Raw genomic sequence first — 21,090 nt, forward strand, 5'->3', positions numbered from 1 at the left:
CTCTCTGTTTCATTACGTTCTGAAGCCCTTGCATTACCATAAATGATTTTCTTTCATAATAACTTTCGGTTTCATAAAACATAACGCTTGTCCTCTTTCAGATATACAAGTCATTTCTGCTACCTTTTTTCTAAAGGGTTTATTGATGTTAAAGCTCGGAACACAAAGCAATATTAACAGCTCTTTGGGCTTTTACCACCTCTTTATTCTCCTTAATTATATCATACCCACCTAATACCGTTAAGGATTTTATTTTTTCAGCATGGTTAAGTGCAAAGTATTGAGCAATCAAAGATCCCATTGAGACTCCTACAAAATGAGCTTTATTTACTGTTTCAATTTCTAGAATTTTTTTAATATGATTTGAAGAAACATCTATTTTATCTTTGGATTTTTTGGATTTTGACAAACCATGCTCCAATAAACCAATCGTAATTACTTTATGTTTTTTTGAGAAAAAATCAATTTGTTGGTCAAATGCTCTATGATCGGAAAATGCAGGATGCAGAAAAATAATTAAATCAGCATCTTGTTTACCTGATACATAATAATGAATTTTATAACCTCCCATTGGTAAGGTCTTGTGTTCTATTGAACTTTCAATAAGAGTAGTTAATTCACTATTTTCTTTCATTCTCTCAATTTTACTATTATAAATACTATTGGTAAATTTTAAAGCCTAAAAGCGGAATAATAATCTGGCAAAAAATTATGCTTACTATTTTCTTTCGGAACTGTACTTATTCGTTATAAATTTACTCCATTTCATATAATTTGGGCTCTTTTATTCCTATTTTATCATAGTGTGCTTTATTCACTTGAAAGTGCATTTTTAAAAGTAAGTTCAAATATTCTTCAATCGGTTCTAATCCAACCTCCTTTCTTCTTATGTTTACATTTAAACTATCTATAAGGTTTTTAGGAAATATTTGTCCAAGTTCAGTATTAAACTTTACCTGTGTCCCATAAATTTGTGACTTCTCTTGTGCAAGCTGTACTCTATCAGTTAAATATGCGAAATTTTTTATACTAACATTTCCTTTTTTAACTTCTTCGAAGATCTTCTTTAACATTTTTTCTTGAAAGTTTACATCAAAATCGGAGTGTTGTACCAACATAAAAAATTTATTAGATATTTCTTCTCCAACTACTACTATTGTTGGGTACCCAACTTTATTATATATCTTTTTCAAGATTGGTATATGCCTCTTAAAAATTTCCGTTTCTTCTAACTCCAGTTTTTTCACTTTTTCTCTCTCACCATTTTTAGAAGCATCCATCATTTGTAATTGAATTCTTTGATCAACCTTATATAGGCTATCTATTAATATAGAAATTTCTTTATTTGTTTCTATATTTTCAAGTGCCATAGCTTCATTTTTCTTATATTTTGATTTGCATGAAACCAAAATTGTTACAGTCAATAATATTCTAACTATTTTATTCATATTTTTTTGTTTTTTACTTCTGTAGAGTCATTTTCAATGTTCATATTTTCTCCGCTAGAATTCTCATTATATTACGTTTCCTTTTTCTAAATTTTTAAATAAAGGTTACACTTCTTTAATTGAGAGTTTTAAGGATACATATTAACAATAAGAAGTAAATTACTTTTGTTTTTTTATCTTACAAAAGTGAAAAACAAAAAGCATTAAAAATTGTAATTTTCAGACATTAACTTTTTTAACCTCTTTAAAATATATGTTTTCTGGTGTATAGATTTCTGTTTCTTTAAAAAACTGACTTGGTTTTTCTCCTGTAAGTTTTTTAAATGCATTATTAAATGCAGATTGATCATAGTAATTAGAATCTAAAGCAACATTTGTTAGTTTAAAACTTGAATTTGTAACTTTAATTTTCTCTAAGGCTTTTCTGAATTGAATTATTTTTTTAAAAACCATAGGGCTATCACCACATAACTTATTAAACAAACGGTATAGTTTCTTTTGATGACAGTTGCACAACTCTGCAATTTCTTTTATAGATAATTTATCTTGTTTTTTAATGATCGATATTGCTTTAATTACAATTTCTGAGTCTTCTTTTTCTTGAAATATAGACAGTAAATAGCTCTCTATTTTATTTATTTTATCATTAATATTTAGCTCCGAAAAATTTGGTGAATATTCTAATAAGTTATCAAATAAATTTATAATAAGAATATTTTTCTGACTATTTAAATTTATACTATTAGGTAAAAACTGAACTAAACCATAAGGTTTAAAAACCAAACAAAAAACGTTACATTTTCCATTTAACTCAATGTGAATAGGCTTCGCAAACTTATTATAAGTAAAAGATTGTAGATTACTCTTACTCTTTTGACTTACTACCACTTTATTATTAATAACCTTAGATTCTGCTTTACTAATTATAGACACTGGTAAATTATAATGTGGGTATGCAAAAAAAGAATGGTCCTCTAATACTGTTTTATAATAATACTCAATATACTTTTTAAGAACAGGATGCTTTGGGTTATATGTTTTAATTTCCATTTCATCGGTGTGATTTATATCAATAGCAATGATCTTCTACATGGGTAAAAAAAATGCTTTTCGGTTAAATACAAAACCTTTTTATGCCTATTTTAATTTCTTAGTTTCTTTATATCCGTCATCATATATTTCAATGCTTAGTTTGTATTAAAACAATTTGATACTCTTTAATTTAATTTTTTATAGACTTCTATATTTTTATAAATAGTATCATTTTTCTTGTAAGTATTTACTTGCTTATACCATTTATTACCTCGCTCTATAGGAATAATATATTTATTAACAGTACTCTTCATTGTTTTCGACATAGAGGTGAGTATTTCTGTAATCGTATCATTTTTATAAGTATAGGTGCCATATCCATGCCACTCAGAACCATCTTTTGCAGGGTCGGTATTCCAAATTACACGACCGTCTAAATAAAATTTATGCTGCACCTTAGTAGTATCAACTCTTAGGGTATCATCATTTGCAAGATGATAAAACTCGCTTAGTTCCCATACACCTTCCATTGATTTTAGTTTACTTTTTTTAGAGTTACATGAAACACAAATTAGTAATATGAATATTAAACTTACATAAGCGTATTCTTTTAAATAAATTCTATTTTTCATATTCTTGTGTTTTTTATTTTAATAATTCTTCTAATTCTTTTCGGTTTTGTAATTCTGGATAATACGTAGTTACAATTCCGTAGTTAAAAAATGAACTTGCCATTTTAATACTGTCAGAAGCTAACTCATTATTGTTACTCAAAAACTTTACTGTACTTCCGTTTTCTGTATTCATTACAAAGGTTGAAGCAATGTCAATATACGCATCTTGTATGTATTTTTTAAGTCGTAATTTTTTAAATTTTACTTCGGAGGTAAATGTTGTAATATCATAATTTGCTACCTTTTCAGAAAATGAATTACAATTGAAGCAGACTAATAATTTCTCTCCTAGTTTTAGCTTGTATTTTATAGAGATATCCTTACCTACAAACTTTTCAAATCCATTCATATCTAAAAAGACTAGAGTGTCATTTTTAATAGTTTTAACCGTCATAGCCGTTGTTAAATAATCACTTGGCATAATAAGTTCTTCTCTTACCGATAATATTGTTACTTTGGTTGAAATAACAGTAGTTGTATTTTTTTTATGCTTCAATTTATCAATTAAAACGTTTTCTTTTACAACTTTTGTTATAACTGATTCCTTTTTACTACTTGGCTTGCCGCATGAAACTAAAAGTACCGCAAATAGTAAATAGCTTATTAAATTCTTCATAGGTTGCTAATTTTTTTATAGACAATAACTTATTCAGCTTCTTTCTAGTTAATTTGCAATCGCTTTTCCTAACAATTCTCCTAATTCAAAAAAATAGCCAAAAGCCAACATAACTAGTACTAATACAATTAATATTGCCCAATAATTTACTTTCTTCTTTTTATTCATTTTAATTTTTAGCTTTTCTTTTCCAACAATTTTATCTTGTTACTAATAACCTTAGTTTTTTACATTTCAAATTTAATAGAATAATCTAAGAATTTTATGTTTGGATGGAAATATGTGTAAAACAATCTCCTTTTTAGTGTATAAAAAATCGTTTACGATACTCGTAAATAATAGCACTAGCCATTATACTGTAAACGACCGCCATTAGAGGGAATATAGCGCATTCGTTTAAGATTTAGCTCGTGTTTTTTATGGTCAGATTATATATTATGAAGTAATTAAATAGGCTGCTTCGATGGTAAGCTAGTAAACACTTAAAATAAAAAAATCACAAATTAAAAAGATTTTATTTAGCAATAACACCTTTTTTTTGTTAATTTTTTACATATATTTAATTAATCAAACCCTTCTAAAATGAAATTAATTAAAACTTTATGCATTCTTTTTACATCTTTAACCCTTTTTTCACAAGGTTTTGTTGAAAAACAACTCCCAAAACCAGATAATCTTAGTTCCTTATTTATTGGACCACTCCTAAAATCAACTATTCATTATGGAGCTAAGCCTGATAATTTTAATGGCAAAGTTATTTTATTTAACCATGGGTATATTGACCTTAATCAGCTTTTTTTTACAAATAACACATTTTATCAAGAAGCTTATAATGAAGGCTATCAAGTTGTTTTTGTTGCTACAACAAGAGGAGAAGGTATGTGGGCTAACGGAAAATTATTAGCCGAATCTATTGATACTGTAACGAATAAATATAATGTAAATGATGTATACATTATTGCGCATAGTAACGGAGGAAAAGCCTCTGAGGTTGCAATGTACACACATAAAAAATATAATAAAGTTAAAAAGGTTTTTGCTTTAGGAACACCATATTGGGGTACGTATTTAGCTGATATATCACAACAATGGTGGCTAAATTGGTTGTGGAAAAAAACAGGTTTAAACGAAGGAGGTGCTACTTCAACAACATACTATTGCAGAGATGTTGTACGTCCATATTTTGACAACCATGTAAATAATGAACCTTCAAAATTTATTATTCTTGGTGGGTCTGGTTTTGCTAGAGGTCATACACTTTTAGCTCCATTAATGTTTGCTAGTGGTAGCGTTTTATATTTACATCAGGGTGTAAATGACGGGGTATCTTCATATAAAAGTACGCTTAGACCCAATGGAATTTATGCATTTAAAAAAAACGAAGCTTATTTAGATCATGTTGACATTGCATTAGGGCAATATGTATGGAAACATATAAAACCTTACTTAGATGAAAGTGCATTAAAAAAGACTACGACAAAAAAGACTTTTGAATTAATTAATTACACTAAAACTACAAGTGATTATCAAATTATTAATTCCGAAAATGATTATGACAAGGTTATAGCAGATAAAGGCAATACAAATATTGATTTACAAATATTTCATGAAAACTCATATTCCGACTTCCATTTAAAGTCTACAAAAGGTAGGTTACTTCCACAAAGAAGAAAGCATAGCAAAATGAATTCTGTAGCTGATTATGTGAGTAATTACACTCTTAAAACATCAAATTCAAGTGTTTTAAAGAGTAATTCAAAATTTGTTGCCTATGCTCATCAATCCAATGGACCAAAAATGGTTTATGAGGTTAAAAAAGATGAAAACATCTTAAAAGTATCTTTTCTAGATTCTAATGCAAATACTGATGATATTGAAGTAACAGCTACTATTACCAAAACTTCTGATTTACTAGGTAATACTGCTGAAGAAGAAATTTACTCAGAATCGTTTAGGCACCATCAAAAAACAAAAAATTTTACACTTGACACATCCCTCTTTAAAGAAGGTGTTTATACTATATACATCAACAGTAAACATCTTGATTTCACTAGAAATATAATTTCAGGGTTTACGGTTGGTACTATCACAAATAATAAAATTAAAGAATTAAATACTCCTAAAGAATTTCTTTTTGACATAAAGTTAAACAATACTATAATTACGAACTCAATAAATATCAAAACTAAAGGAATTAACCCTACTCATAAGCTTTCAATTAAAATTTATACCATAAACGGACAATTAATAACAGATGCTATTATGATTGGAAATAATGGAATATATAGCACTAACACTAACAATCTCTCTTCTGGTTTGTATATAGCTACTATAGCCTATAAAAACCATTCTAAAAGTTTTAAAATTATAAAAAAATAATTGATTTTTAATCTGAATATATAAAACTTAGACTCTTCTTTTACAACAGTCTCAGTATAGGCGCTCTCTTAAATTTTCTCAGTAATAAAGAACACTATTCTTTTTACTGAGAAAGTTTGCCTATAAATTGCACTAAAAAAATAGCCCCATCAAAGGATCAGGCTTCGTTCTATTTCTTATTTCTTAAAATCTTTTTTTATTTCGTTAATAAATGAATTTTCAGTTTTAGAAATTTTATTTAAACTAGCAACATACCAATTTCTTTTTCCTAAACTTGAATCTAATGAAATCATCTTTAAATTTTTGTTTTTCAAGAAAGATTCAGCAGCCCATTTTGCCATTATCGAAATTCCCAAATTTGCACTTACCAATTCTATAATAGCTTCGGTTAATTGTACTTTCTGAATAGAATCTACAAGTCCAATATTATTATGTAAAATATTAGTAAGAACATAATTTTTACTTTCGGGAATATCATATAAAATTAAATTTTGATTGATTAAGTCGTTTAAATTAATTTTTTTTTCACCATTCAGTGCATTGTCTTTAGATAAAATGACTACCATTTCATCTGTTATTAAAGGTTCAAAATTTATTGAAGGATGATTTGATGTATTACTTACAATCGCTAAATCAATTTTACCCTCTAAAAGAGATTGTAATGGTTCTTTTGTAGCCTCGATATTAATCTGAACATTTATAGCTGGGTTGTCTTTTCTAAACTCTTGAACTACTCTTGGCAACCAATGATAACATGTATAACACTCGGTTGTCAATCTAATTCTCTTTTTCTTTCCTTTTTTTATTTCTTCCAATTCAGAATTAAGAAGACTTATGGAGGCCAAAATTTTTTCTGAATTAGAATATAGTATTTGACCAACATCAGTAAGTACTAGTTTTTTGTTTAATCGATTAAATACTTTTAAACCAATTTCTTCTTCTAGCTTTTTTAACTGATGACTTAATGCTGGTTGAGAAAGATACAATTTTTCAGAGGCTTTCGTTACCGAGCCTTCTTTTACAATGACATTCACAAGTTTTAAGTTACGCAAAGAAACATCCATTATTAAATAAATTTATGTAAATGATAAAATTAATTCATTTTTCTCATGCATACAAGAATTTTATCTTTGAACCTTAAAATAATGCAAGAACTAATATGAAATATATTAACGATTTAATTACCTGTATTATTTTTAATAATAATCTTTAACGCAGAAACTATGGTACAGAATAATCAAAACACAGTCTCAAACTATTATGAAGTATATGACAGTAAAATGCATGTACTTGAGTATGGTAAAGAAGAAAAAGGTGATCCAATACTTTTTCTACACGGAAATCCAGCAAACAGTTTTTTATGGCGAAACATTACACCTTATGTTCAGGGAATTGGACATCATATAATTGTTCCTGATTTAATAGGAATGGGAAAATCAGATAAGCCTGCTATTGATTATACCTATATGGAACAATATACTTATGTAGAAAAATTAATTGAAAAAATGGGTCTTAAAAATATTACTTTAATTTTGCACGATTGGGGCTCTGGAATAGGCTTTAATTATTTTGCAAACCATCAAGATAATGTCAAAGCAATTGTATTTATGGAAGGTATAATTCAAGATATTGGTACATTCTTTCCTAAAGAAAATATTGATTTTTTTAATAAATTACGTGGTCCCGAAGGTTATAAAATTGTAGTAGAAGATAACATATTTTTAAATGATGTTTTACCAACTTGGGTGTCAAGAGATTTAACAGAAGAAGAGTTAGAAGGGTATAGAATTCCGTTTCAATCAGTAGAAAGTAGAAAGCCAATATGGAAATTTATTTCACAAGTACCTTTAAATGGGAAACCTGAATTAACAGCTTCAATAGTAAAGAACTATAGAGAAGTTTTACAGAACTCGAAATTACCTAAATTATTTTTCTATGCTGAACCTGGCGCTTTTATGCCAGAACCAGTTAGAAATTGGATTATTGAAAATATACCAAATTTAGAACCTATTAATATTGGTAAGGGGGTTCACTTTATTCAAGAAGACAACCCAGAATTAATTGGTAAAAAAATAAAAGAATTTATATTAAAACTCGAAGATTAAGTTTTCATTAATTCCTTAATTATTGAAATATCCCGTAATTAGCTTTTTACGGGATTTATATCATAATTTCATGCCTACATAAGTTCTCTATGACAGGTTTTAACTCTTATTTTATTGATAATAATACATTTAAGTGTTTTTAATAGTTTAATAAATATCAATAACAAAGAAACTTATGCTCTTTCATTATTTAAAGACTCTATAAAATTATTATAACTATTTTCCCTGCCAAACATCAATGCTAATATTTAAACAACATTAACGACACTTACTCCGTTGCTTTTTTTAGTAATTTGTATTTGAGTAGGAATACGCTCTTTTAAATTTTCTACATGCGATATAATTCCAATCATTTTTCCTTGCGTTTGTAGGGTTTCTAGCGTAGTAATAACTGTTTCTAACGTATTACTATCTAAAGTTCCGAAACCTTCATCAATAAATAAAGAATCTATTTTTACATTTTTACTTGCTAAGTCAGACAATCCTAGTGCCAAGGCTAAACTAATAATAAACTTTTCGCCACCACTTGAGGTATCTACCAGTCGTGCTTGGTCGGTTTGGTAATGATCTATCAAATTAAAATTAAGCTCTTCTTTAGGTTTGTAAGACTCTTCCATTTTTAGTGAATAGCGCTTGTTTAACTTGTATAAATGCACATTTGCAAGGTCTAACAAGTGTTTTAAAGTTAAACGCTGTACGTATACGTTAAAGGCATCTTTTGAATTCCCAATAATTTTGAATAACTCTTTCCAAACACTACAAACTTTTGCTTGCGCATCAATTTTTTTATAAACTTCTTTATTACGGTCTCTTATTTCTTGGTCTTTTCTAAAAGCCTCAACAATTTTTCCCTTTTCTGTTAAACAAGTTTTGTGCTCTATTGTTACCTTTTCTAACGAAATCTTATTTTCGGTTTCTGTACTGTCAAAATTTTTAGCCTCTTGTAAAACTTCTTTGGATTTTAGATTAGCTTCTTTTAAAGTTTTTAATTTTAGTTGATTCTCTGTTATTCGTTCTTTATTTTTTGTGTACTTTACTTTAAGCTCCTTTGCCAATAGCGCATTTTTAACAGCTTCTTTCGTGTTAAAACCAGTATTATCTACCTCAGCCTTAAAAGTAATGTTTAGGTTGCTAGTTTCAGCCAATAAAGCCTTTTGTTCTTCATTGTTTTTCAGTTTTAGCGTTTCTTTTTCAGTTTTAGCATCTAATAATTTTTGTAGGGCTGTTTTACTTGCTTCTACTTTTTCGAGCAATTGTTTACGAAATAACTGTAAACTATCTCTTTTACTTTCTACTGTTTTATCAAGTGGTAAAACACCAATACGTTCCGTTTTTAATAGGGTAGTGGTTATTTTACTTGTTTCTATAATTTTTAAATACTCATTTTTAGTGTTAACCTGTGCTTCTAGTTGCTTTTCAATATTAACTAAAGTTGTATTTAAAACTTTATGTTCGGTTTTTAATGCATCTAAATTTTTCTGTGCAGTATTGTATTGGTTTATAGCTTGTTCAATAGCTGTTAAAAACTGATTTGTATTCCTAGCAGTTGGTAGTTGGTACTTAAATTTACCTAAGCTTATTTGTAAATTTTCTTCTAAAGTTGTGCAAATAGCTGTTAAACTGTCAATCGATTTTTGAGTAGTATCAATTTCCGAATTCGTATTTTTAATTTTCTCTGTAAGCGTAGCAATCGAAGTTTTTAAAGTGTTTATAGCTTCGTTTTGTAAATCGATGCTCTTCGATAATATATCTTTAGTATTTTGTAATTCTTGTGCTATTTTTAAACTTTTTTCTACTGCTTTTATTTTCTCAGACACAGTAGTTAATTCAATTTCAACCTTAGCAGCATTTGTTAATTCACAATTAATATTTAACGTTGTCGCTTTTAATCTAAGTGTTTTTAAAACATCAGTAATTGTATTTATTTGAGGAGTTAAACTAGTAATCGTAGTACTTAGCTTTACCTCATTTTTTTCTAATACTGATTTAGAATCCTCAAGTTTTTTTAAGTGCTCTTTTCTGTCGATAACCGTTTTTTCTGACTCTGAAATACCTCCTGACACAAGATTTTCTGTAAATGGATGTTCTTCTGAGCCACATAAACCACAAGGTTCTCCTTTTTTTAGGTTTTTACGATCGGCTTCGTATTTAGCAATGCTTTTTTCTAAATTCAATATTTTTTCAGCATCTATAACTGAAATTTCTTGAGCAACAATTTGTTTTTTAATAGTTATTAGCTGTTTCTTAAAAACTTCTAATTCCGTTAATTCAAATTTTTTCTGAATCTCTTTCTCGGTAAGTTCCTTCTGTAATTTTGCAATTTCTTCCCCGTAGTTTTTAAACTGTTTCCAATCTAATTCTAATAAAGAAAGCTTCTTTTGAATTGCTAATAAATCAGCGATATTGTTTTTAGATAACTGTGCCGTTACAAGTGAAATTTCTTTATCAATTTTTTCAATTTCAGCATTTTTTTTAGCTAATAACACTTTCTTATCTTTTAAAAACAAGGTAGTTTCTGCTACTTCTTTGTTCTTCTGATTAACCAGTACGCTATTTTTATCTAGTGTTTCTTTATTTCCTTTTAAAATAATTAAGCTAGTGGTCCAATTGGAAAATTCAGCTTCAACATTCGTTAAAAATTTATTTTTTAATATGAATGCTTCGTCAGTTTTAATCGTTGCTACAGTTGTTTTTAAATTTGTAACTATAATGTTCTTATCTTTTTGCAACGTATCTAATTGAAGTGTTGCTGTATTTAATTTTTCAATTGACTTTTGATTATTTTCAGCTTCATTTTTTAACTGACCATCTAATCTTGTTATTAAATCGAATTTAGGCAACCAATCAGTAAACTCTTTATCTGTATTTTCTAATGCTATTGTTTGCTTTTTAAATAATTTCTTTGAATTTTCAATTTTAGGCGTGAGTGCTGCTAATTGTGCAGTTATTATTGTTAACTGAGCTTCTTTTTCTAGGGTATTTTTCTCATTTCTATTAAAACTTAGCATTAGTTCTTCAAAAGGTGCTGCTTCATCATTTAAAGCAAGCAAGGCTAGTTCCGTTTTATGTTTTTCTATAAAGGCATCAATTCCTTTTGAATCTAGGTCTAATTTTTCTGATTCTTCTATTATTTTCTGATACTTAACATACCAATTAACAATAGTCGTATGAGTTGTAATTTCTTTTTCTATGTTAATGATGTTTGCATTAAGCGCTTCATCTTTTTGTGTTAATTCTGTTTTATTTTCTTCTGTTAAAATATCATCAGCATTAATTTTAGCTTGAATTTCTTTTAACTTAGTATCTTCTTTAGATTTTCTTTCTAAAATTCCTTGACCAATTTTTTTATAAATCTGTTCACCAGTAATTTGCTCTAGTAGCTTTCCTTTATCTGGCCCTTTTGCTGATAAAAATGATGCAAAATCACCCTGAGCTAATAGTACAGATCGTAAAAACTGATTGTAATCTAATTGAGTAACCTTACTAACTTCAGTAATTAAATTTCGTTTTTGAGTCGCTAAAATAGAGTCAGTAGTTAAGTTTTTTAAACTTACTTCTTCCTTAGCATTTTTATATTTTTTTCCAGATTTATCAGCAATTCTAATTCCCCAGAAAACTTCATAAATAAAATTATTATTTTCGAAAGTAACCCTACTAAACGCATCGGTTGCATTGTGACTTACCACATCAATCAACGCACCTTTTGTACCATTAAAACGAGGTACATTATGATATAATGCAATGGTAATGGCATCTAAAATAGTTGTTTTCCCTGCTCCGGTAGACCCTGTAATCGCATATAAACCAACATCTATAAATTGCTCATTTTCAAAATCGATTACAATGGGTGTATCAGATTTTAAGGAGTTTATATTTTGTAATTCTATTTTTAATATTTTCATATCAATAGTTAATTATTGATTTTTAACAGACTGTAATACTTCATTAAAAGCATCCCAAACTTCGGGGCTATTCTCTAAATCGAACCCCATTTCTTTACATTTTAGCGTAAAAACTTCAGTAGGTAATAACTCTTTAATTGATTTTGTGTTTTTTAATAACTCCTCAATTCCTACTGTTTTTCGTTGATTTTTTAAGGATATTTTTAATATTTCGAACACTTGTTCTTCGGCTTCCTTTTTTAAATCTTCAGTATTTATCGTATTCTCTTCATTTAAAATAATTTCTACCCAAGGGGTTAATTCATGCGAATTCGAAACAATATTTGAAAATTCTTGAATACATGCTGTCATAGTTCCTGAAATACTATAAAACTCTCTAAAACGAGGAATTATAACGTCTTTAACATCACTTATTTTATTATTTTCTATAGTTAAAACAAGTACTTTTTTTTCGTAACTAATTTCGCTAAAACTTAAAATATTTGGAGATCCTGAATATCTTACCTTTTCATTTCCACCAATTATTTGCGGCCTATGTAAATGACCCAAAGCTATATAATTAAAATAAGCAGGAAAATCTCCCGCTCCTATATGCCCTAAAGTACCTACATAAATATTTTGTTCACTGTCTGAAATAGAACCCCCTGTAGCAAATAAATGTCCCATTGCAATAACTGGTGCATTGCTTGTATTTATTAATTTACTTTGCGTTTCAACCAATTTATAATGGTTTATCAACGCTGTTTTGTATTTATCAGTAAGTTCTTCAAAAGATTCTCCGGCTACGGCACGCCTAATATCTCCATCACGCAAATAGGGGACTGCTCCTATAATTACTTTTTCTCCGTTTATCTCAATTTCAAAAACTTCGTCTTCAATATTTTCTGTTGCTTTTCCAACAACTTTTATTGCCAATGCGTCTAATAAATATTTAGGTGCATTTAAAGTACCTGGCGAATCGTGATTTCCTCCTGTAATAATAATAGATTTACAGGTAGTTGTTTGTAACTTTACTAAAAAGCTATAATACATTTCTAAACTTTGATTCGATGGAGAACCAGAATCAAATACGTCTCCTGAAATTAACAACACATCAATTTTTTGATCAATAATATAATTTTCAATCCAACCTAAAAACAACATTTGTTCTTCTAATTGTGATTGTTCATGTAATCTATGACCTAAATGCCAATCGGCAGTATGAAGTATTCTCATTTAATATTTGTTTTTACTTTGTAGAAGCTTACAAATTTAAGGAAGTAAAACTACGATCTTTTAAGATGTAGCTATAAAAGAATTATTTAGGCATTCAAAAAAATAGGCGAATGTTAGTTTTTATGTTGTTAACATAAAGTATTATTAAAAGAAAAACAATTAAAAATACTTTTTATTTTTTGTAGCAATATAAATTTCATATTCCTTTCATTATTTAGAGTAAATACTAATTTTAAACACTATTTTACACTATAAATATAGTACAGCAACTATTGTGTAATCCGTTTTTTTAAAACGTCTTAAATCAGCTTTTTTAGCTCGCTTTTCAATTAGAAATTATTATTATTAAAGACAAAACTATAAGAAAAAATTATGTTTAGTTTTTCAATAAATTTCTTAACTTTAGTAAAAGGTTTATCGTGACTTTTTTTTAATCTTTGTCTCTTAATATTGAATACGTAATTTTAATTATAAAAACATAAAAAATGTCGATATCAGATTTATATTCTACCGGAAAACACAAACAAGAAATAGGACACTTTGCTAGTGTTGTAAAAATTGCAAAAACTGATAATGTTATTGAAGCAGGTGAACAAAAATTATTAGATAGAGCCGCAAAAAGATTAAATATTGATGAAACTGAATATGTAGCGATTTTAAAGAATCCTGAAAAATATCCTGTAAATCCTCCTGTAAGTTATGATGAACGTATTGAACGTTTATACCTTTTAACAAAAATGGTTTTTGCTGATGACCATGTAGATAAAGAGCAAATAACACTTATGCAAAAAACAGCAGTTGCATTACAATTTCCAACAGATAATGTTGAAAAAGTTTGTGACGAAGCAATTCACTTAGTTATGAATAATAACGATTTAGATGATTTTACAGCTGCTATTAAAAAAGTAAATGCCATTTAAATTTACACTAAATTAGCATTTAACAAGTTATATTATAATAAATCCCTCGAAATTTATGAAAAATAGAATCTTACTTATTACTGTACTTTGCTTTTCTATGAACTTGTTTTCACAAAATTTAAACGACTCATGGCAAATAGGTATTGGTATGGGAGTTACAAAATTTAGTAAAAGTGATGCTGCCTTTATTGGTGATGCATATCTTTTTCAAACCCCAGTAGTTAATTTAACGATGCCTATTGGTGAGCGTTTATCTATAAACGGAGCGATGTCATTTAATACAATTAATGATATTGGTGTTATTAGTAATTCTGCTAATTATTTTTCTATGGATGGATCATTACGTTATAATTTTAACGCAGTATTTGAAAAATTTGCTCCATACGTATTTGCTGGAGGTAGTATTGTAGATTCTGAACTAAAAATGACACCTACTATAAACATTGGTGCTGGTGGTATTTATTGGTTAAATGATAAAATAGGTATTAACCCTCAGGTATACTACAAACATTCTCTTGAAAATTATGAAAGTATGCGCTCTCATATTCAAGGAACTTTAAGTGTTGTATTTAAATTAGATTGGAATAATTCTAATGGAGGTATTAAAGGAAAAACTTCTTCTTCTTGTTACTATAATCAATTTTAAGAAGAGCATTCTAAATAATAAAAAACGCCGCTTTTATAAAGCGGCGTTTTTAGTTTTTATGATAGTTTTTTTATTGCGTTTTTAATACGCGCTATTGTATTTTCTTTACCAATCATTGTCATAATATCAAACAAATCTGGCCCTGCTAATTTACCTACTAAACTTAAACGTAGTGGTTGCATAACTTTACCAAAACCTATTTCTTTAGCCGTAATCCAACCTTTAATATCAATTTGAGTATTTTCTATTGTGAAATCTTCAATTTTAGAAATTACCGTTGTTAATTCTTCCATTAACGCACCAGTAGTGTCTTTCCATTGCTTTTTAGCTGCTTTTTCATCATATTCTGTTGGATTTACAAAGAAAAAACTAGATAATTCCCAAAAATCAGCAACAAATGTAGCACGCTCCTTTATTAATGAAACTACTTTTGTTGTATACTCTACATCAGTAGTAATTCCTTTTTCTGAAAGAATAGGAGTATACAATGTTGTTAACTCTTCATTTGTTTTTTGCTGTAAATATTGTTGATTAAACCAGTTTGTTTTGTCTGGGCTAAATTTAGCGCCCGACTTACTAACTCTACTTAAATCGAAAGCATCAACCAATTCTTCTAATGAAAATATTTCTTGTTCTGTACCAGGATTCCAACCTAATAAGGCTAACATATTTATAAATGCATCGTTAAAGTAACCATCTTCTTTATAACCTCTTGATACATCTCCAGATTTCTCGTTTGTATATTCTAAAGGAAATACAGGAAATCCTAATTTATCACCATCACGTTTACTTAATTTTCCTTTTCCAACTGGCTTTAGAATTAAAGGTAAGTGTGCAAATTTTGGAGATTCCCAATCAAAGGCGCGATAAAGTAATACATGAAGTGGGAGAGAAGGCAACCATTCTTCACCACGAATAACATGTGAAATCTCCATTAAATGATCATCAACAATATTAGCTAAGTGATATGTTGGCATTCCGTCTGACTTAAACAATACTTTATCATCTAATACATTGGTGTCAATTTTAATTTTACCACGAATTTCATCTTCAAGTATTAAAGTTTCGTCTTGTGGTGTTTTAAAACGAACAACATATTTATCACCTGCTGCCAATTTAGCTTTAACTTCATCAGCTGAAAGTGCTAATGAACTATTTAATTTTTCGCGATTATGCCAGTTATAAGTAAATGTTTTACCATTTTCTTCGTGATTTTTTCGATGTGCATCTAACTCTTCAGTAGTATCAAATGCATAATATGCCCAATCTTTATCAATTAATTCAGTAGCATATGTTTTATATAATTCTTTTCGTTCTGACTGACGGTAAGGTCCGAATTTTTCATTATTCCCTGGTCCTTCATCAAAAGGAATGTTACACCATTTTAAAGCATCAATTATATATTGCTCTGCATTGGCAACATAACGTGTTTGGTCGGTATCTTCGATACGTAACACAAAAGTTCCGTTATGTTTTTTAGCGAATAAATAGTTGAATAAAGCAGTTCTTACACCTCCAATATGTAAAGGTCCTGTTGGGCTAGGAGCAAAGCGTACTCTTACGTTCTCAGTCATTTTTTGTTAATTTGAAGACGCAAAGATAGTTTTAATCTACCCATAAAAAAAGCGAGCCGTAGCTCGCTTTAAATAAATTCCATTAAGAAGGAAAAGTTCGTACGCACTTGCACAAAGATCTATCGTATTCAGAATCTAAATGACAAGGTATAAGAGGTTCACACCCTCCATTTCCGTTAATTTTTTTTTGTTGTGATTTTTTTAATACAGAACCTAAATTTAAAACATTCTTTAACATAATTAAATTTTTATAAATTAATAATGCACTAATTTATTTAATATAAAACATCTTAGTTATTATTTTCCCATAAAATAATTACGTTTAAACCATAAAATTTCACATTCATTTAAAACTTATGATACACTCCAAAACTAATTGCTGGCGCTTTTGCTACATTATTCCCTGTAAAAGCACCTCCTAAAGCTATATTTGCTCCAAAATTATTATTAATTTCTCCTATAAATTTTAATCCGAAACCTGCATAACCTTGGTTATTTACATACAATCCTGTAGCTAAGTTTTCGCTAGGTAATGCAATATCTCCATTATTTAAAGATGCTACACCATCTAAGAAACCAGCAATCCATAACCAATCTAATGTTTTATAACCTACTTCACCTCCTAACTTATAATTACTACTGTACTTATTTGTACGAATATCAAAACCTGTAAATGCTTGTATGTACCATCTATCAAAACCTCTACCTGCAATAAATAAAGGAGTAAAACTCCAAGCATCGTAACCAGTTCTTAAACCTGAATTAGCTTTATAGCTACTAGTATTAGCTTCTATATTTAATTGACCTGTTAGTAACCATTTATTATTAGAAAAATTATGTTTTACACCTATCTGAATGTTTCCTAATGAATTATTATTTACCGAGCCACTAATAGCCGTATTTAAAGTTGTCATTTTAAATGGAAGGTTTACTAATAAAGTAGTTTTATCTGTTAAACCATATTCTCCATAAAATTGTATCGTATTATCGGATACTTTGTTTGGTAATTCTTTTTCTGTTTTAGCAAATAATTTATCATAATTAGCAATACTTGTGTATGATAATTGAAGGTATGATTTTCCTTTTTCTTTTACCCAAGGGCTTTGTGCTAAAAGATTAAAAGAAAACAAGAGTAATAAAATAGATATTTTTTTCATTTGAATAATATTGAATAATTGAGGTTTGTATGAAAGTTCATACATTTAGTAGTCTAAAATAATAAATACTTACAAAAATCTTTAACAAAAACTTCATTATAAAAATAGTACTTTTATAGATTGATATGACGATTTTGAACACTATAGAACAAAAATTACAGCAGTTTAGTAGAAAATACTATACAAGTGAGTTAATAAAAGGAAGTATTTTATTTATTTCCTTAGGTTTAATATACCTATTCTTTACCTTATTTATAGAGCATTTTTTATGGCTTAAACCCACAGCTAGAACCTTATTATTTTGGTTATTTATTATTGTTGAAGCATTTTTATTTTTACGCTTTATTTGTTTTCCCATTTTTAAAATTATAGGATTACAAAAAGGTATTTCTTTTGAAGAAGCTTCTAAAATTATAGGAAATCATTTTCCTGAAGTACAAGACAAACTTTTAAATATACTTCAATTAAAGAAAAACAGCGAGCAATCTGAATTACTATTAGCTAGTATCAAGCAAAAATCAAAAGAAATTCAACCCATTTCTTTTACCAAGGCTATTGATTTTACCAGCAATACAAAATATCTTAAATATACTATAATACCCCTTTTTATTTTGGGGTTAACTTTTTTAACGGGTACAAGTAATAAATTATCTGATAGCTTTAATCGTGTTGTAAATCATTCTATCGCTTATAAAGCACCTGCTCCTTTTTATTTTAATTTAACTTCAAACGATTTAAAGGTAATTAAAGGAAAGGATATTACTGTTTATATTCAAACAACAGGTGAGGTTATTCCTAACGAAGCAAAAGTTCATTTTAATAGCCAACAGTATTTTTTAACAAACGAAGGAAACGGCTTATTTTCTTATACTTTTATTGACATACAGGAAGCTCTTAGTTTTTATGTAAGTGCAAACACTATAGAATCTCAAGTATTTAAAATTACTACTATTAACACACCTACAATTCAAAATATTTCATTAAAATTAAAATACCCATGGTATATTAAAAAGAAAAATGAAATAATTGAAAACACAGGAAACCTAAATGTTCCACAAGGAACAATTGTACAATGGCTTGTAAAAACTTCTGAAACTGATACTGTTAGTTACATAGAAAACAAAAAAAGAACAAATTTTACACAAGAAGAAACAGGCGTTTTTATATTTAAGAAACAAATTAAACAAGCTGTCAATTATAAAATTACCACAACTAATGAAAACCTTAAAGATTACGAACAATTACAGTTTACCATTACTGTTATTAAAGATGAGCATCCTATAATAACAGTAAAATCTAATATTGACAGTATTTCACGAGGTAATGCACAATTCGTAGGTCAAATTTCTGATGATTATGGTTTCAAAAAAATGGAATTAGTTTATTACGATAAAAAAAATACTCAAAAAACTTCTTTTAAAAATATCAAGATTAATAAAAATACAATTCAGAATTTCTTTTATGAATTTCCAAAAGGCTTAAACTTAGAGAAAGGAATTGACTATGAAATGTATTTTCAAGTGTTCGATAACGATGCCGTAAATGGTAATAAGAGAGCATTGAGTCAAAAGTTTTCTTACCGACAAAAAACAACAAATGAAATAGATAAAGAGCTTTTACAAGAACAACGTAATCATATTCAAAATTTAGAAAACTCATTAAGTAAACAACAACAAAGTAAAAAAGAATTAGAAAAAATTCAGTTTGAACTTCAGAATAAAAAGAAGGTTAACTGGAATGATCAGAAAAAAATTAAAAACTTAATAAAGCGTCAGGATCAATATAAACAAATGATGCAACGTCAAACAGAAAATTTACAGAAGAATTTTTCTGAGAAAAAAGAAGAGAACCAAAGTTTACAAGAAAAAAAAGAACATTTAAAAGAGCGAATTAAAGAGCTTAAAAAACTAGAAAAACAGCAAAAACTATTAAATGAACTTAAAAAACTTACAGAAAAATTAAACAGAGAAGATTTAATTAAGAAAACTAAAGAATTAGCTGAACAAAATAAACAACAAGAAAAGAGTTTAGAACGCATATTAGAAATGACTAAGCGTTTTTATATTGAACAAAAAGTACAAAAATTGGCTGACAATTTAAATGAGTTAAGTAAAAAACAGGAAGAGTTAAGTAAAAAAGAAACAAAGAAAGGAGAGCAGGAGAAAATAAAAGAAGAGTTTAATAAAGCTAGAGAAGAGCTGAATGAAGTTAAAAAAGATAACAAAGAATTAAAAAACCCAATGGATTTACCTTCTTTAGATGATTTAGCTAAAGAAGCTGAGAAACAACTTAACAAAGCTGAAGAGAACTTAAACAACAAAAAACAATCACCCGCTAAAGAGAACCAAAAGAAGGCTGCTAAGAAAATGCAAGAGATGAGCCAGAAAATGAAAAAATCTATGCAAGAAATGAGCGCTAACATGGAAGAAGAAAACATAGAAGGTATGCGTCAAATATTAGATAACTTACTTGTTTTTTCTTTTGATCAAGAAGCCCTAATGCATAAATTTTCAGCTAGTAATTCATCACACCCAAATTTCGGAAAGGTTTTACAAAAACAACATCAACTTAAAACTTACTTCGAACATATTGATGATAGCTTATTTGTATTATCTATTAAAGTTCCTAAAATATCATCTAAAATACAAGATCAACTATCATTAGCTCATTATAATTTAGATCAATCTTTAGAAAACTTTGCAGATAATAAATTTCAAAGTGGTGTTTCTAATCAGCGTTACATAATGACCGCTGCAAATACATTAGCAGACATGCTTAGTAACACATTAGATGCTATGCAAAACCCGAAACCTGGTAACGGAAAAGGAAAGGGTAAAGGAAAATCATTTAGCTTACCAGATATTATAAAAAAGCAAAACGAGCTTACGAAAAAAATGAAGGAAGGTATGCAAAAGAATAATAAAGGTAAACCTAAAGAAGGAAAGGACGGAAAAAAGAAAGGAGAGAAAGAAGGTAAAACTGGAAAACAAGGCGGTGATATTAATGGTGAATTATATGAAATATACAAACAACAATCAGAATTAAGGCAACAATTAGAAGATGCTATTAAAGCAGGTGGTACTAAAAACGGTAAAGCTAAGCAAGCTTTAAAGAAAATGGAACAGCTAGAAAATGAAATTTTAGAAAATGGTTTTAATCAAAAAAACATTAATAAAATGCAACAATTAAACTATGAATTACTAAAATTAGATAAAGCTGCCTTAGAACAAAATCGTGATAAACAACGAAAATCTAACACCAACCTACAAGAATATAATAGCGAATCTGCAAAAGCATTAAAATTTAAAAAGTTGTTTTATAATCAAACTGAGATATTAAACAGGCAATCATTACCTTTGCGCCAAAATTTTAAAAAGAAGGTTCAAGAGTATTTTAGCCTTCCTAATAAAGATTAATCTTAT

Annotated in this window: 15 protein-coding genes; 5 read left to right on the plus strand and 10 right to left on the minus strand. The window is 28.2% G+C overall.

From position 1 onward, the window contains the following. Nucleotides 1-148 precede the first annotated feature (148 nt). The 5 genes from CXF68_RS03890 to CXF68_RS03910 all read right to left on the minus strand — a co-directional run bounded on the left by CXF68_RS03890 (nt 149) and on the right by CXF68_RS03910 (nt 3,770). Nucleotides 149-634: an alpha/beta fold hydrolase gene (locus CXF68_RS03890; protein WP_101043057.1), complete on the minus strand. Its 486-nt coding sequence runs from the start codon at nt 632-634 to the stop codon at nt 149-151. Between the two features lie 121 nt (nt 635-755). Further along, nucleotides 756-1,448 carry a DUF6624 domain-containing protein gene (locus CXF68_RS03895; RefSeq protein WP_101043058.1) on the minus strand — a complete coding sequence of 231 codons (693 nt, stop codon included), beginning with the start codon at nt 1,446-1,448 and terminating at the stop codon, nt 756-758. A gap of 219 nt (nt 1,449-1,667) precedes the next feature. Continuing rightward, nucleotides 1,668-2,498: an AraC family transcriptional regulator gene (locus CXF68_RS03900; RefSeq protein ID WP_101043059.1), complete on the minus strand. Its 831-nt coding sequence runs from the start codon at nt 2,496-2,498 to the stop codon at nt 1,668-1,670. Nucleotides 2,499-2,665: 167 nt separating this feature from the next. Then, entirely contained in the window at nt 2,666-3,112 is a 447-nt protein-coding gene (locus tag CXF68_RS03905; protein ID WP_101043060.1) for a hypothetical protein, read from the minus strand. 13 nt (nt 3,113-3,125) lie between these two features. Then, the gene (locus CXF68_RS03910) at nt 3,126-3,770 is read right to left on the minus strand and encodes a hypothetical protein (RefSeq protein ID WP_101043061.1); all 645 of its coding nucleotides are present in this window, start codon (nt 3,768-3,770) and stop codon (nt 3,126-3,128) included. A 582-nt stretch (nt 3,771-4,352) separates the two neighbouring features. On the opposite strand from CXF68_RS03910, the gene CXF68_RS03915 reads away from it, so the two are divergent. Then, nucleotides 4,353-6,149, plus strand: a complete 1,797-nt coding sequence (locus CXF68_RS03915) for a T9SS type A sorting domain-containing protein (protein WP_101043062.1) — start codon at nt 4,353-4,355, stop codon at nt 6,147-6,149. 176 nt (nt 6,150-6,325) lie between these two features. Here CXF68_RS03915 and CXF68_RS03920 read toward each other — a convergent pair whose 3' ends face one another. Beyond that, nucleotides 6,326-7,213, minus strand: a complete 888-nt coding sequence (locus CXF68_RS03920; protein ID WP_101043063.1) for a LysR family transcriptional regulator — start codon at nt 7,211-7,213, stop codon at nt 6,326-6,328. Nucleotides 7,214-7,372: 159 nt separating this feature from the next. On the opposite strand from CXF68_RS03920, the gene CXF68_RS03925 reads away from it, so the two are divergent. After that, nucleotides 7,373-8,254, plus strand: coding sequence for a haloalkane dehalogenase (locus CXF68_RS03925; RefSeq protein ID WP_101043064.1), 882 nt, complete (start codon nt 7,373-7,375; stop codon nt 8,252-8,254). Nucleotides 8,255-8,502: 248 nt separating this feature from the next. On the opposite strand, the gene CXF68_RS03930 is transcribed toward CXF68_RS03925, so the two are convergent. Together CXF68_RS03930 and CXF68_RS03935 are read right to left on the minus strand one after the other, a co-directional pair. After that, nucleotides 8,503-12,156: an AAA family ATPase gene (locus tag CXF68_RS03930; RefSeq protein WP_101043065.1), complete on the minus strand. Its 3,654-nt coding sequence runs from the start codon at nt 12,154-12,156 to the stop codon at nt 8,503-8,505. Between the two features lie 12 nt (nt 12,157-12,168). After that, nucleotides 12,169-13,371, minus strand: a complete 1,203-nt coding sequence (locus CXF68_RS03935) for an exonuclease SbcCD subunit D C-terminal domain-containing protein (protein ID WP_101043066.1) — start codon at nt 13,369-13,371, stop codon at nt 12,169-12,171. Nucleotides 13,372-13,856: 485 nt separating this feature from the next. Here CXF68_RS03935 and CXF68_RS03940 point away from each other — a divergent pair, with 485 nt between their 5' ends. Both CXF68_RS03940 and CXF68_RS03945 read left to right on the plus strand, forming a co-directional pair. Beyond that, nucleotides 13,857-14,291 (plus strand): fructose 1,6-bisphosphatase, encoded by a 435-nt coding sequence (locus CXF68_RS03940; protein WP_101043067.1) that lies wholly within the window; start codon nt 13,857-13,859, stop codon nt 14,289-14,291. Between the two features lie 55 nt (nt 14,292-14,346). Then, nucleotides 14,347-14,937: an outer membrane beta-barrel protein gene (locus CXF68_RS03945; RefSeq protein ID WP_157821847.1), complete on the plus strand. Its 591-nt coding sequence runs from the start codon at nt 14,347-14,349 to the stop codon at nt 14,935-14,937. A 56-nt stretch (nt 14,938-14,993) separates the two neighbouring features. Here the strand turns inward: CXF68_RS03945 and gltX are convergent, their stop codons facing one another. Together gltX and CXF68_RS03955 are read right to left on the minus strand one after the other, a co-directional pair. After that, nucleotides 14,994-16,511: a glutamate--tRNA ligase gene (gene gltX, locus CXF68_RS03950; RefSeq protein WP_101043069.1), complete on the minus strand. Its 1,518-nt coding sequence runs from the start codon at nt 16,509-16,511 to the stop codon at nt 14,994-14,996. Nucleotides 16,512-16,858: 347 nt separating this feature from the next. Beyond that, nucleotides 16,859-17,668 (minus strand): hypothetical protein, encoded by an 810-nt coding sequence (locus tag CXF68_RS03955; RefSeq protein WP_101047324.1) that lies wholly within the window; start codon nt 17,666-17,668, stop codon nt 16,859-16,861. A gap of 125 nt (nt 17,669-17,793) precedes the next feature. Between CXF68_RS03955 and CXF68_RS03960 the strand changes: the two genes are divergently transcribed. Next, the gene (locus tag CXF68_RS03960; RefSeq protein ID WP_101043070.1) at nt 17,794-21,084 is read left to right on the plus strand and encodes a DUF4175 family protein; all 3,291 of its coding nucleotides are present in this window, start codon (nt 17,794-17,796) and stop codon (nt 21,082-21,084) included. The last annotated feature ends 6 nt before the right edge of the window (nt 21,085-21,090 follow it).

This window comes from Tenacibaculum sp. Bg11-29 (assembly GCF_002836595.1).
Classification (GTDB): Bacteria; Bacteroidota; Bacteroidia; order Flavobacteriales; family Flavobacteriaceae; genus Polaribacter.

Bases quoted from the DNA above. Each gene is read 5' to 3' on its own strand.
- CXF68_RS03890 (WP_101043057.1), bottom strand. From the start codon at position 634: ATGAAAGAAAATAGTGAATTAACTACTCTTATTGAAAGTTCAATAGAA.
- CXF68_RS03915 (WP_101043062.1), top strand. From the start codon at position 4,353: ATGAAATTAATTAAAACTTTATGCATTCTTTTTACATCTTTAACCCTT.
- CXF68_RS03895 (WP_101043058.1), bottom strand. From the start codon at position 1,448: ATGAATAAAATAGTTAGAATATTATTGACTGTAACAATTTTGGTTTCA.
- CXF68_RS03955 (WP_101047324.1), bottom strand. From the start codon at position 17,668: ATGAAAAAAATATCTATTTTATTACTCTTGTTTTCTTTTAATCTTTTA.
- CXF68_RS03945 (WP_157821847.1), top strand. From the start codon at position 14,347: ATGAAAAATAGAATCTTACTTATTACTGTACTTTGCTTTTCTATGAAC.
- CXF68_RS03925 (WP_101043064.1), top strand. From the start codon at position 7,373: ATGGTACAGAATAATCAAAACACAGTCTCAAACTATTATGAAGTATAT.
- CXF68_RS03905 (WP_101043060.1), bottom strand. From the start codon at position 3,112: ATGAAAAATAGAATTTATTTAAAAGAATACGCTTATGTAAGTTTAATA.
- CXF68_RS03900 (WP_101043059.1), bottom strand. From the start codon at position 2,498: ATGGAAATTAAAACATATAACCCAAAGCATCCTGTTCTTAAAAAGTAT.
- CXF68_RS03960 (WP_101043070.1), top strand. From the start codon at position 17,794: ATGACGATTTTGAACACTATAGAACAAAAATTACAGCAGTTTAGTAGA.
- CXF68_RS03935 (WP_101043066.1), bottom strand. From the start codon at position 13,371: ATGAGAATACTTCATACTGCCGATTGGCATTTAGGTCATAGATTACAT.
- CXF68_RS03910 (WP_101043061.1), bottom strand. From the start codon at position 3,770: ATGAAGAATTTAATAAGCTATTTACTATTTGCGGTACTTTTAGTTTCA.
- CXF68_RS03920 (WP_101043063.1), bottom strand. From the start codon at position 7,213: ATGGATGTTTCTTTGCGTAACTTAAAACTTGTGAATGTCATTGTAAAA.
- CXF68_RS03930 (WP_101043065.1), bottom strand. From the start codon at position 12,156: ATGAAAATATTAAAAATAGAATTACAAAATATAAACTCCTTAAAATCT.
- CXF68_RS03940 (WP_101043067.1), top strand. From the start codon at position 13,857: ATGTCGATATCAGATTTATATTCTACCGGAAAACACAAACAAGAAATA.
- gltX (WP_101043069.1), bottom strand. From the start codon at position 16,511: ATGACTGAGAACGTAAGAGTACGCTTTGCTCCTAGCCCAACAGGACCT.